The sequence below is a fragment of the Streptomyces hebeiensis genome, from assembly GCF_052983195.1.
In genome coordinates this window covers 3,951,148-3,963,269 of sequence record NZ_CM129812.1, presented here as the reverse complement: position 1 = coordinate 3,963,269, position 12,122 = coordinate 3,951,148, and the positions used below count along the sequence as shown (strand labels likewise).

At 72.7% G+C, this 12,122-nt stretch carries 5 protein-coding genes, 2 tRNA genes and 1 pseudogene; 5 read left to right on the top strand and 3 right to left on the bottom strand.

Annotation, left to right across the window (positions count from 1 at the left end):
- The first annotated feature begins 340 nt into the window (after nucleotides 1-340).
- Nucleotides 341-2,788 carry an SdrD B-like domain-containing protein gene (locus ACU6P3_RS17245; RefSeq protein ID WP_447197929.1) on the top strand — a complete coding sequence of 816 codons (2,448 nt, stop codon included), beginning with the start codon at nucleotides 341-343 and terminating at the stop codon, nucleotides 2,786-2,788.
- Between the two features lie 364 nt (nucleotides 2,789-3,152).
- Nucleotides 3,153-3,685: pseudogene (locus ACU6P3_RS17240) on the top strand (NUDIX hydrolase).
- Between the two features lie 23 nt (nucleotides 3,686-3,708).
- On the opposite strand, the gene ACU6P3_RS17235 reads toward ACU6P3_RS17240, so the two are convergent.
- Entirely contained in the window at nucleotides 3,709-4,167 is a 459-nt protein-coding gene (locus tag ACU6P3_RS17235; RefSeq protein WP_447193095.1) for a serine hydrolase, read from the bottom strand.
- Nucleotides 4,168-4,275: 108 nt separating this feature from the next.
- On the opposite strand from ACU6P3_RS17235, the gene ACU6P3_RS17230 reads away from it, so the two are divergent.
- Nucleotides 4,276-4,503, top strand: coding sequence for a hypothetical protein (locus ACU6P3_RS17230; protein WP_447193094.1), 228 nt, complete (start codon nucleotides 4,276-4,278; stop codon nucleotides 4,501-4,503).
- A gap of 814 nt (nucleotides 4,504-5,317) precedes the next feature.
- Here the strand turns inward: ACU6P3_RS17230 and ACU6P3_RS17225 are convergent.
- Nucleotides 5,318-5,390, bottom strand: a tRNA-Arg gene (locus ACU6P3_RS17225).
- Between the two features lie 173 nt (nucleotides 5,391-5,563).
- Nucleotides 5,564-5,654, bottom strand: a tRNA-Ser gene (locus ACU6P3_RS17220).
- A 219-nt stretch (nucleotides 5,655-5,873) separates the two neighbouring features.
- Here ACU6P3_RS17220 and ACU6P3_RS17215 point away from each other — a divergent pair.
- Both ACU6P3_RS17215 and ACU6P3_RS17210 read left to right on the top strand, forming a co-directional pair.
- Nucleotides 5,874-6,368, top strand: coding sequence for an SSI family serine proteinase inhibitor (locus ACU6P3_RS17215; RefSeq protein ID WP_030744152.1), 495 nt, complete (start codon nucleotides 5,874-5,876; stop codon nucleotides 6,366-6,368).
- A gap of 265 nt (nucleotides 6,369-6,633) precedes the next feature.
- Nucleotides 6,634-11,910, top strand: a complete 5,277-nt coding sequence (locus ACU6P3_RS17210; protein WP_447193093.1) for a response regulator — start codon at nucleotides 6,634-6,636, stop codon at nucleotides 11,908-11,910.
- The last annotated feature ends 212 nt before the right edge of the window (nucleotides 11,911-12,122 follow it).

The following is a 12,122-nucleotide window of genomic DNA, read 5'->3' as shown; positions in this document are numbered from 1 at the left end:
GATGACTATTCAGATTCTTGTGCTGTTTCCGTGTGGGGAAGCGAGGACGAGTGCGACTGGCCCGGGAATGGCACTCCCGAGTCCCTGAATTCGCCGCATCCGCCAAGACGACCAAGAGCGAAAGGGCTCACCGAAACAGCGGTGAGCCCTTTTCGTGACCGATGTGTCACCCGGGGCCGTGAAGCGGATGTACGGCTGGAAGCGGGTGCTCGGTTCACATGACGAGGGGAGTGTGATGGCTGTGCGAAGAGTACGTGGAAGATTAACCCGGACAGCCGGAAAGCCTACGGGGCCGCTGGCGCGAGCGGGCCTGTGCGTTTTCCTGCTGTTGGGCAGCGCCATGGGCGCGACGGCCGGGACGGCCACCGCCGCGGCCGGCGACGGAACCCTGACAGTTGAGGTGCTGCGGGATTTCTTCGGCACCGGCGTGGTCAACGCGGCCATGGATGTTCCCCAGCGGGGCATGAAGGTCGAGGTGTCGGACCCGGCCGGCCATCGGGTCACCGGCACCACGGATGCCGCCGGAAAGGTGGTGATATCACAGTCGACCACATTGACCGGCGGCCAGTACCGCGTCGACGTCACCATCCCGGCGCCGTACAACAAGTATCTGCGGGCGGCGCCGGCCTCTACGGCGGAAAACCACTTCGACAGCTTCACGACGTTCGTGGACGTGTCGGACGGCAAGGACGACGCGGTCATTACCGGTGTCTGGAACCCGGCGGACTACGCACTTCCGGACTCACGGTACTTCGTACCGATCCAGAACACCGCCGACGCGCAGGACAAGCGGGCACTGGTGGCGTTCGGGACGGACAAACGAGGTACGTGTCCCGACCAGACGGCGTGCCCGACCACGCTCAACACGCAGGACCAGGTGGGCACGACGTTCGCGTTGGCCTACGACAAGTACCGGCAGCGGCTGTTCCAGGGCGCGTTCGCCCGGCGGTACACCCCGTACGGGCCGGGCGGCGGTGACGCGATCTACACCACGCCGACCGACGGCGGGAGCGCGCCGACCCTGTTCGCGAAGGTGCCGGACGCCGCGGTGACGCCGCACGACGCCACCAACATGAACAAGGACGCCGGGTTCACCGACGCGCCGGGGAAGGAGAGCGTCGGCGGCCTGGCCCTGTCGGAGGACGGCTCCACGCTGTACGCGGTGAACCTGCGGTCCCGGTCCCTGGTCAGCTTCGACGCGACCGGGACCACCGCGTCCGCGCCCGAGGCGACGGTACGCATCCCGGACCCGGGCTGCGCGAGCCCCGGCGACTGGCGGCCGTTCGGTCTTCAGTCCTACAACAACACGCTGTACGTCGGCGGCGTGTGCAGCGCGGAGAGCACACAGCGGCGCGAAGACCTGAAGGCCGTCGTCTACACCTACGACGGCGAGCGGTTCAGCACGGTGCTGGACCACCCGCTCACCGCCAAGCGCGGCTCCGTCTTCGGTTCCAACGACGTCGACCGGACCACCCACTGGAACCCGTGGAACACCTCCCTGGACACGTGGGACGAACGGAAGGTGGGCAACGTCTTCATCGATCCGCAGCCGGCGCTCGCCTCCCTCGCCTTCACCCGCGACGGTTCGATGATCCTCGGTTTCCGCGACAGGTTCATGGACGTCGTGAGCTGGGGCGGACTGGACCCGAGGCCGGGCGACGACACACCGGAGAACGGCATGGCCGGCGGTGACATCACCATGGCCTGTGCCTCTCCCACCGGTGGATACGAGTGGGAAGGCACCGGGAGTTGCCCGAACCACGCCACGCCCGCCACCGGTGGCGGCCAGGACGCAGGCGTCGTCGAGTACTTCCCGGGCGACTTCTTCGGCGGCGGAGTTCACGCGGAGACCGCGCTGGGGTCGGTGGCCTACATCCCGCAGCAGCAGTGGGTCATCAGCACCGAATTCGACCCGACCGTCAACGTCGCGACCTCCGGGACCGGTTACTACGACGTCACGACCGGTCAGGGACCGGGCAACGCTCCGGCCACCAACGCGTACCAGTTCGTCAGTCAGGCACAGAGCGGGTTCGGCAAGGCCGGCGGGCTCGGCGACGTCGCGTACGCGGCGGCGAACGCGCCGATCCAGATCGGCAACCGGGTGTGGTTCGACGGCGACCACAATGGGATCCAGGACCCCGAGGGCCCCGACGAAGTGCCGCTGCCGGACGCGACGATCAACCTGCTGGACGCCGACGGCAAGCAGGTCGCCACGACCACGACCGATGCCGCCGGCGAGTACTACTTCGGTGGCGTCGGCGCCGCCTACGAGCTCGAGCCGGGTGCGAAATACACGGTGGAGTTCGATGTGTGTACCGCGGACACCAGCGAGGTGCCGACTCAGCCGCCGGCCACCGAGCTGCGGTTCACGCTCCCGCGAGCCGGTGACGACCGGGCACATGACTCCAATGTGACCCCGCCGACGACCGGGCAGTTGTGCGATGGACAGGCACCTGTCACGGCACCGGACAAGCCGGGCGAGGTCGACCACACGATCGATGCCGGCGTGTACATCCCCAAGGAGACGCCGGCTCCCACGCCGACGCCCACGCCGACGCCGACGCCCACTCCGCCGCCGTCCCCGGTGCCGCCGGCCCATGAGCCGCCCGCCTCCGTGCCGCCCAACAAGCCGGCCCCCCAGACCGGCGGAGGCTCAGGCGGCCTGGCCAACACGGGTACGTCCGGCCTGCTGAAGATCCTTTCTCTCAGCGCCCTGCTGCTCGGCACGGGCGCGGCGTTCACGTTCGTGACCCGGAAGCGACGCCAGGCAACCCTGAGACAGCACTGACAGACGGATGGTCTGCCGGCTCATGTTCGATGACCGGTCGATCGACCTCGCGGACATTGATCGTTCCTCAGCTTCGCCCGTCGAGGTTGTCCAAAACCGGTACCACTTAACGTGCTGCCGACTTGACCGACCGTAGTCGTCCTCGGCAGGATCGGCTTCAGCAAGCGAAACATCGCGCATATGGCTGCGCAGACCCTGTGGCCGTCCCTTCGGGGACGGCCACAGACGTGTTTCGAGTCCAGGGTGTACCTACCCGGCCTCCGTGGCCGCGCTGAACGAGGCCTTCCCACCTGGGCGACGTGACGTGGAACGTGCACTGTGAAGACGCTTACGGCCTGGAGGCCGATCGAGAGGGGCCGCAGCGATGCAGTGGAAGATCCACGGGGAACGTCCAATCTACGAGAACAGCTGGGTGAACCTGTGGCTCACCGATGTCGAGACGCCGGACGGAAACCGCTGGGAGCACCACGTCGTCAAGCTCCGTCACCTGGCCGTGGCCGCCGTGGTCAACGAGCGCCGCGAGGTGCTGATGATGTGGCGGCACCGCTTCATCACGAACGCCTGGGCATGGGAGCTGCCCATGGGGCTGGTCGAGGAGGGGAGACGCCGGCCGACGCGGCAGCCCGTGAGGTGCTGGAGGAGACCGGCTGGCGGCCAGGTCCGGTCACGTCGCTGATCTACGCCGAGCCGGCCAACGGCATCACCGACTCCCAGCACCACGTCTTCCGGGCCGACGGCGCGACGTACGAAGGTCCGCCGACCGAGAAGAACGAGTCGGACCGGGTCGAGTGGATCCCGCTGGCCGAAGTGCGGGGCATGATCGACCGCCGCGAGATCGTCAGCAGCGGCTCCCTTGTCGGGCTGCTCTACGTACTCATGGACGAGGCGATCCGCTAGACGACACCGCCGTGGGCGGTCGCTTACGCCAGCGACTTCCGGACCGCTTCGGTCAGCGAAGCCGCGCGCACATCGTCCGAGCCGCTGACGATGTGGTTCGTGACGTACCCGAAGGCGATGCCCTGTGCGGGGTCGGCGAAGCCGAGCGAGCCGCCGCGGCCGGTGTGCCCGAAGGCGTTCGGGCCGGTCATGAGGTTGCCCTCCGCAGGCAGCATGTATCCGGTGCTGAACCGGCTCGGGATCACCATCACCTTGTCCTTCCCGCTGGCCTTCTCCTCCGTGGCCGACGACAGGGATTCCGGGGTGAGCAGACGCACGCCGTCGACCTCGCCGATCAGCGCGGCGTACATGCGGGCGAGTGCGCGTGCGGTGCCGATGCCATTGGAAGAGGGGAGTTCCGCCGCCTGTACCTCGGGGGAGTTGGTCGGGCAGCGAGAGGTGGCCCGGCTCGGGCGCGGCCCGCTGACTGCTGAGCAGTGCAACCGGGAGATCGCCGCCCACCCGCATTCGGGAATCGGTGGGTACCGGTGATGCGGCAGAACTCGCCTCGCCGCCTCCGGGCCGGGCGTGGTCAGGCATCGTCGCCGGATATGACGACCCTGCGTGTGGGGGCGGCCGTGTTCGACTCCGGCTCGGAACGGGCCGGGTACGTGGACGCTCTGAACGGCTCGCTCGTCCGCCTCGTCCGCCCTTCCGGCCTCACCTGGGAGGCGCGGCGCATATCGGTTCGGCCGGCGACCCACTGGGAACGGCGTCAGCTCGCAGCGTTGGCCGCGCTGCACCGGAAGCAACTGCCCGCGGTGGGTGGCACATCGTGACGCACACCGTCTACACCGCGACCGTGATCGGCGAGGGCCCGGCGAACGGCCGAAGCGTTCGCGTGGTGCTGGGCACTCTGAAAACGATCTCCCCCAAGCTGGCATTGCGTTGGCTGCGGGGGCAGGCACACCGCATCGCCGACCGTCTCGACCCTGCGCCGGGCACGCCCTGGGCCGTGGGAAGCATCGTTCGGCGAGTGCCCGCCGGCCTACCCGACGCACCCGACGAACTACGCCGCTGGTGTGACGACGTCGACGCGCAACGCGCGGCCTGGCAACAGCTGATGCACGGCATGCCGGTGACCGTCAACGTCGCCGACCACACGGGCCGTTACTCGTTGACCGTATGGCCGGTGAAGACGCCGTCCCCGTCTTGCCCCGCCTCTCCCCCAGAGCTCCGCCCCGTCCATCGGAAGCCGGATCACAGAAGAACCGGGCGCAAGCGGAGCTGGCTCGCCGCTCTCTTCCGGCGGCCTGGGCGGACGCACCACACCCACACGACTGAAAACGCACTCCGATGACATCAACGGTCCTGCTGTCCGGCGCCCTCCTGCCCGCTGCGGCGCTCGGCGCGGCCCACCTGGTGATCAGCGTGTCAGCACCGCGACCGGTGCGCACTGACTACGACGCGGCTCCACCACGCGCTGCTGCTGCGCCGGGAAGAACACCCGGAGACGGCTGACATCTCGATGACCCCGACGAGGAACCGGAGGGGGAGGCGTCGGACGACTGAGGGCGGCTCTCCGGTCGCACTGATGTCAGCCACTGATGCCAAAGGCCCCGTCCGGATAACCGGCGGGGCCTTTGACCTGTGTGCACTCGGCAGGATTCGAACCTGCAACCTTCTGATCCGTAGTCAGATGCTCTATCCGTTAAGCTACGAGTGCTTGGCGTTCCCGGGCTTTTCGGCCCGGTCGGCGTTGCGGGAACAACATTACATGACCTGCGCCGCCAGGCGAAATCCATTCCCCGGACCCTGGATGACCTGCGAAAACAAGCTTTGAGCGGACCTCACGCAAGGAAGCCCCGGCCGGGGGCCGGGGCTTCCTTGATCTCTGTGCGGAGGCGGAGGGATTTGAACCCTCGATGGGCTTTAAGACCCAAACCGCATTAGCAGTGCGGCGCCATAGACCGGACTAGGCGACGCCTCCACGGGTGTCCGCGCTCGCGCGGGCGGTGTGCAGATGATGACACAGCAGGGTGCGCTGCGACCAATCGGTTCTCACGGTACCCGGCAGGTGGGCCGTGGGGCAAAGCACCTCGGGGTGCGCAACCAGCGGGGGTGTGGTCGCGTTAGGGAGGCGGGGCGGCGCGCCCGGTCGTCCTGGATTGTGCAGAAATGTATCGATTGGTATCGATCAGGAGCTTCCATGCCTCTTCGTCTCTCCCTCACCGCCGCCGCCTGTCTTGTCGCGTCCGCCGCCGTCCTGGGGGCCGCCGGGCCGGTGGCCGCGGACTCGCCGCACGCCGGATCCGGAGCCACCGGGTCCGGGACCACCGAGGGTGTCGGCGGGGGCGTCGGCGGGGGCGCGCCCAAGGACCGGCTCACCGTCACCGTCCGGGGCAGCGGGGACCGTGCCGCCGACGGGACGTACGAGCTGACCTGCGGGCCGACCGGCGGGTCGCATCCCCGGGCCGCCGCCGCGTGCGACCGGCTGGCGAAACTGGCGGGGGAGAAGCGGGACCCGTTCGCGCCGGTGGCCAAGGACGCCATGTGCACCATGATCGACGGCGGCCCCGCCACCGCGAAGGTCACCGGCACCTGGCGCGGCCGGGCCGTCAACGCCTCCTTCGACCGGACGAACGGCTGCGAGATCTCGCGCTGGCAGGCCGTCGAGCCCGTACTGCCCGCCGCCCGGGGGTAGCGCGCGGGGGCGGCAGGCACACAGGGCCCGCGACGATCCCCGACGCGGGCCCGCGAGCGCCGGTACGGCCGCGCGACCATCCGTATCGGCCCGGCGGCCGCGGGGTCGCCAAGCCGTCCCGGGCGCGGCGCGGTCCGGCGGCAAACGTCCGCCGCCGCGCCGGGCGTGCCAGCCCTTAGACTCCCTCAAGTGACAGGCCAGGGCCCGGCGGGCAAGATGGGTGCGGCCGTCCGCACAGTGCAGTAGTCAGGGAGGAAGCGTCGTCGTGAGCAGCAGGCCATCCCGGGGCGCTGCTCGCCTCGCGGCGATACTCGACGCACTGCCCGACGGCCTGGTGCTCGTCAACGCCAACGGCACGATCGTCAACGCCAACACCATCGCGCTGGAGATGTTCGAGGCGCCCGGCACCGCGCTGGTCGGGCGCGGGTTGCTCGATCTGCTGCCCGAGTTCGACTCCAAGCTGATCCCCGGCTCGATGCGCCGCCCCGGGGTGGCGGACACCCGGGGGCGCACGAAGCCGACGCGGATGATGGCGCGGCGCACGGACGGCGCTTCGTTCCCCGCCGAAGTCACCAGCGCGAGCCTGGAGGACGGCCGGGACGCGTACAACGACCGGCACAGTTTCACCGGCGACGAACTGCTGATGCTGGTCGTCCGTGACCTGTCGGGCACCGTCGACACCGAGGCCGAGCTGGCGCGCTCGCAGCGGCAGACCGAGATGATCCTGCGGGCCGCGTCGGAGGGCGTGGTCGGTACGGACACCGACGGCCGCGTCGTCCTCGTCAATCCGGCCGCCGCCCAGATCCTCGGCTTCCGCGCCGGTGACCTCGGCGGCCGGGAGCTGCACCCGCTGGTGCTGCACTCGCGCGCGGACGGCGAACCGTTCCCGTACGAGGACTCGCCGCTGGCGGACACGCTCAGGTCCGGGCGCAAGCACCGGGTCCGGGGGCAGGTGCTGTGGGCCAAGAACGGCAAGCAGGTGCCCGTCGACCTGACGACCGCGCCGGTACGGGACGGGGACCAGCTCGTCGGCGCCGTGATGACCTTCACCGACCGGCGTCCGTACGACGAGCTGGTCGAGAAGCACGATGCCGAGCTGGAGGCCGCGCGGGAGCGGCACGCGGCGGAACTGACGGAGGCCACGGAACGGCACGCGGCCGAGCTGGCGGAGACCACCGAGCGCCTCACCGGTGAGCTGACCGGGACGACCGACCGGCTCACCGCCGAGCTCGCCGAGGCGACCGAGCGCCACGCGGCGGAGCTCGCGGACCGCAGCGACCGGTACGCGGCCGAGATCGAGGAGCTGACCGAGCGGTACGACGAGTTGACCGGCCGGCACGCGCAGCTGACGGCCGTGCTCGGCGAGTCGCTGCGCGGGCCGCTGGAGGAACTGCGCGGCGAGCTGGGCACGCTCGCCGACGACCCCGCCGGGCAGCTGTGGCCAGAGGCCAACCAGATCCTGCACCACCTGGCGGCCGGTTACTCCCGGATGACGACCCTCGTGGACAACGTCCTCGGCTACCAGCGGCTGGACGCCGGCGCGGAAGCGCTGGTCAAGACGAACGTCCTGCTCGACCAGGTGGTGGCGGCCGGGGTGGAGGGCGCGGTCGAGCTGATCGGCCCCGGCCGGGCGCAGTTCGCGGTGCACGCCCCGCCGATCGAGGCCGAGGCGGACCCCGGCCGGCTGGCGACGGCGCTCGCGCACCTGGTGGCCGATGTGGCCGGGGTCGACTCGACGGGCCGGACCCGCGCGCTGCCCGGTGGCGGGTACGTCGACTCGACGATCGTGGTGGCGGCGGCGCAGCGCGGACAGGTCGTACGGATCGAGGTGCGCGGGCCGTTCGCGGGCGGCGATCCGGTGCACGAGCCGATCGTGCGCGGGATCGTACGCGCGCATGGCGGGGTGCTCCAGACGCACGAGGTGCCGGGCACGGGCGGCAGCGCGTACGTACTGGAACTGCCGCTGGGCGAGGGGGCCGGTACGGTCCCGGCGCCCGCCGCGGCGCCCGCGGACCCCGGTGCGGCCGAGGTCCCGGCATCGCCCGGCCAGGTACCCGGCGGGCCCGGCGGACCCGCGGGGCAGAGCGGCCCCCGGACGGGCGGCGGGCGGCGGCGCGCGCGGCGGGCGTCCACGGACGCGTTCCTGGAAGGACCGGGAGGACAGGCCGGGCCGGGAGGACCCGGGGGGCCGGGAGATGACACCGCCGATCAGCAGCCGACGGGCCGGCGCCGGGCCAGGGCCGCCGCCCCGGACGGCGAGCCCGTCGCCGGCGCCGACGCGTCTTCCGAAGGCGGCTCCCGGGGGCTGATTCCCGCGCAGGGTGTCGGACCGGGCGTGGATACGGGTGGTACGGACACGGCCACGGGCCCTGTCGGCGGTACGGATTCCGCCCCCGGCGCGGGACCGGGCGCTGGAGGTGGCACCGGTCGCCGGCGCGGTCGGCCCAGCCCGGCCGAGGAGTCCGTGCCGCCCGGCGCCCACGCCGTCTCCCCCTTCGCACTGCCCCCCGCCCCGTCCTCGTCGGCGTCCGAGGGAGCGGTCGTCACCGCCGCCGAAGGCGCGGCGGCGGCCGGGCGGCCGGCGCTCGGCCAGGCGGTGCCTCCGCAGGGCGTTCCCCCGGAGGCGGCATCCGGCGGGACGGGACGCCGGGCCCGGCGCATGGGGCAGAACGCGCTGCCCGCGCTGCCCGCCGGGCCGGTGGCGCCCTTCGCCGAGGCACCGCCGGTGGGGGCCGTGGCTGCGGAGGGCGCGGCGGGGCCGGCCGAACCGGTCCGTATGAGCGGGGTATCCGAGGCCGCCGGGGGCCCTGACGCGCCCGCGCCTGGTGCTCCCCAGCTGCTGCCGGCCGGTGGAGCGGGAGGTGCGGGGGGTGCGGTACGGATCGCCCCGGCCGCCGGCCAACCCCAGGCACCACGGCAGCCCCTCGACCCCCGGCAGTCCCAGGACCCCCAGCGCTTCGACCCGCGGCAGCGTCTGGACCCGCGGCGGGTCCAGGCACAGGCCCCGAGCCCGGTCCCGCCGCCGGCGCCCGTCCAAAGTGGGTCGCGGCCGCAGCCGCAGGCTCAGGGGCAGGGACAAGGGCAGGCTCAGCCGCACGGCCATGCGCCGGTCCCCGCGCCGCCACAGCCCGTTCCCGCGTCCGCCGCCGCCGTTCCGTCACAGCCCGGCGGGCGCCGGGCGCGGCGCGCCCTGGCGCCGGCGCAGGAGCTTGAGCGGCGCGTCGAACGGTCCGCCCAGGCGGCCGACGACCGGGCTCCGGCCGAGGGCCCGCGCAGCGCGTTCGCGCTGCCGCCCGCGGCAGCGGACCGTACGCCCGCCCCCGCCCCGTCGGCAGGGCCCACCGCCGGGCCCGTGCGGCCGACCGCGCCCGGCGGCACCGTCCCGAGCAGGCACGACACCGTACGGCCGGAAGCCGACACCGACTACACCCCGCCGCAGGCGCACCCCCTGCCGGCCGCCGGGCGCCGCAGGGCGCGCCCGGACGTCCCGGCCCCGCAGGAATGGCCCGACAGCGGCGCACCCGGCCAGGGGCTCGTCTGGGGTGCCGAGGAGACGGCGGAGGACTTCGGCGACGGGTCCGAGCCCGAGGGGTTCGACACCGGCACCATGGCCGTCGATCCGAACGGCTGGGCGGGCCCCGTCCAGGCCGCCCCCGGCCGAGCCGCGGGTACCGGCGGGAACGCGAGCCCCGCAGCGGGCACCGGCGGCGCGGCCGGAACGGCCGGAGCAACCGGCGTGGCAGGCGCGGCAGGCGCACCCGATGTTGCTGGTGCGGCCGGTGTGGCTGGTGCGGCGGGCGTCGCTCCGGGCGAGAGCGGCGCCGACGACGGCCACGGCTTCCCGACCACTTCCGGCTTCGGCGTGATGCCCGAACCGCCCGGCTGGCCCGACGACCCGGAGCCCGCGGACGACGCTCCGGGCGCCCCTGCGGCCGCCCCCGCCCCGGCTCCTGCCGCACCCGCGTCCGCCCTGCCGGATCCCCGGCTGGGCGCGCACCAGCCGCTGCCTCCCGCGCAGCCGCTCCCGGCGGAGGCACCGGCCGCACCAGCCGTCCCTGCCGCTCCCGTTCCTCCGGACTCCACCCAGGGCAGGGCCTTCAGCGTGCGGACGCTCGGCCAGGGCGTGCCCTTCGTTCAGCCCTCTGGGCAACAGGCACAACAGCCGCCACGGCAGCCCCAGGGCCGGAACAGCCAAGGAGGACAAGGGAGTCAGGGCGGCCAGGGCGGCCAAACGCCGGTACCGCAGCAGAGCCAGGGCCAGGTCCCGGGCCAAATCCCGGCCCCGGCGCAGGGACAAGCCGGCAACACGCCGCAGAACCGGTCCTCCGGGCAGTCGGCCTCCCCCGGTTCCCTCGGCTCCGGCCGCCGCCGCAAGCTGGGCACCCCGCCCGACACGGACGAGCGCGCCGAGTCCGCCGCCAGGCCGCACCCCGGGCCTCCGGGACCCGCGCAGCCCCAGCCGCACGCACAGACGCCGCCCCCGCCGTCCCACCCGCAGCCTCAGTCCCGTCCGCGGCCGCTGCCGCAACCACAGCCACAACCGCAGGCGCCGGCACAGCCGCAGCCCCGGCCGGGCATGCCCGGCATGACCGGCGTACCCGGGATGCCGGGACAGCCCGTCCCGCCGCAGGCCGGTGGCCACGTCGGCGGCGCCGGCTCCCACGGCGGTTCGCGGCTGCCCGCCGCGCACATCGAGGGACGCTCGTACGCGATCGGGGCGCCCGACGAGGGCGCCGAGGGCCCCGAGCCGCTGGACGGTCCCGGGGGCGCGGTCGAGGTCGCCAACCGCCCCCAGCCGCAGCCCGTGGACGACGAGCTCCCGCCCGAGCCGCTCGACAACCCCCGCCGCCTGCTGGTCTGGCCCGCGCCTGACGTCTCCACGCAGCACGCGCTGAGCGAACGCGGCTACCGGCCGGTGGTCGTGAACTCCCGCGAGGAGGTCGACGCGCAGATCGCCGCGTTCCCCGCGGCCCTGTTCGTGGACCCGCTGACCGGACCCATCACCCGTACCGCCCTCACCTCCCTGCGCCAGGCGGCCGTCGCCGCCGAGGTCCCCGTCCTGGTGACGGCGGGTCTGGGCCAGGCGACCCGCGAAGCGGCGTACGGCGCGGACCCCGCGGTACTGCTGAAGGCCCTGGCCCCGCGCGACAGCGAGCAGCACCCCTCCCGCGTCCTGCTGATCGAGGAGAACGAGGAGATCGCGCTGGCGCTGACGGCGACGCTGGAGCGGCGCGGCATGCAGGTCGCCCTCGCGGCCACCGACAACCAGGCGGCCGGCCTGGCCGCCCAGATGCGGCCGAACCTGGTCGTCATGGACCTGATGCAGGTACGCCGCCGACGCGCCGGGATCGTCGACTGGCTGCGGGCGAACGGGCAGTTGAACCGCACTCCGCTCGTCATCTACACGTCCACCGGCATCAACGAGGAGGAACTGCCACGGCTCGCGTCCGGCGAGACGGTGCTGTTCCTCGCGGAACGCTCCACGACCGCCGAGGTGCAGGCAAGGATCGTCGATCTGCTCGCGAAGATCGGCACCAACTGACCGTCCGAGCGGCCGGCACGCTGTCCCACCCGCGACGGAGGCGCGCCGGCGGTCGGGCCCGGCTCCGGGACGCGGCCGTCCGCTCCGAGCGCCCGACCCCTACGGACGTGTTCGCCCTCTCCACCTTCAGGAGGTGCGGCCGACGCCATCCGTACACCCACAGGGGGACACCGCTTCGGGACCTGGGACCGATCCCCGGAACGGGCACCGCT

What these genes read in the sequence shown, in the direction of transcription:
- ACU6P3_RS17230 (WP_447193094.1), top strand. Translation starts at nt 4,276, where the DNA reads ATGACGACCCTGCGTGTGGGGGCGGCCGTGTTCGACTCCGGCTCGGAA.
- ACU6P3_RS17215 (WP_030744152.1), top strand. Translation starts at nt 5,874, where the DNA reads ATGCCTCTTCGTCTCTCCCTCACCGCCGCCGCCTGTCTTGTCGCGTCC.
- ACU6P3_RS17245 (WP_447197929.1), top strand. Translation starts at nt 341, where the DNA reads ATGGGCGCGACGGCCGGGACGGCCACCGCCGCGGCCGGCGACGGAACC.